Raw genomic sequence first — 569 nt, 5'->3', positions numbered from 1 at the left:
CCGGTGCGCGGCGCTGGGCACGGGCAGCCCCTGGCGCCACCGCACCCGGGCCGCCGCGCGCACCTGCTCGCGGCGCAGCGGCACGCCGAGCACCGCGGCCGCGTCCCGCAGCGCGAGCTCGGTGAGCGCGTCCAGGTCCCGCGGCAGCGCGTCGGCCGCGCCGGTGTCCTCGCCGGCGCGGCCGTAGGACAGCCGCACCACGTGCCGGCCCGGGCCGGCCGCCTCGGCCAGCCACGCCCACTTGGCCGTCGCGTGCGTGAGCGCCTTGGCCCGCACGCCGGCCACGCCCCGGGCGACGAGCACCCCGGTGCCGCGCGGCGCGGCGTCGAGCGCGGGGGCGTCCAGCACGAGGGTGACGAGCACGATGTCCGCGCCCGGGTCGGTGGTCAGCCCCGTCAGCCCCGGGGCGACGCCGGCCAGCAGGTCGACGGCCCGCGGGGTGGCGACCACCAGGCGCGGGGTGGTCAGCGTCTCCGCGGCGCCGTCCGGCCCGCCCGGCCCGTCGAGCGTCACGGCGAACCCGTCGCCGGCGCGGGTCACCGTGCGCACGGCGGCACCGGTGCGGACCG

At 82.2% G+C, this 569-nt stretch carries 1 pseudogene; it reads right to left on the bottom strand.

The features are described from left to right. A pseudogene (locus tag FA014_RS20465) lies at positions 1-549 on the bottom strand (protoporphyrinogen oxidase); the annotation flags it as partial. Positions 550-569 lie beyond the last annotated feature (20 nt).

The sequence above is a fragment of the Cellulomonas hominis genome, assembly GCF_005239125.1.
Taxonomy (GTDB): domain Bacteria; phylum Actinomycetota; class Actinomycetes; order Actinomycetales; family Cellulomonadaceae; genus Cellulomonas; species Cellulomonas hominis_A.
The sequence above is the reverse complement of the archived record's forward strand: the minus strand, read 5'-3'. Positions and strand labels throughout refer to the sequence as shown.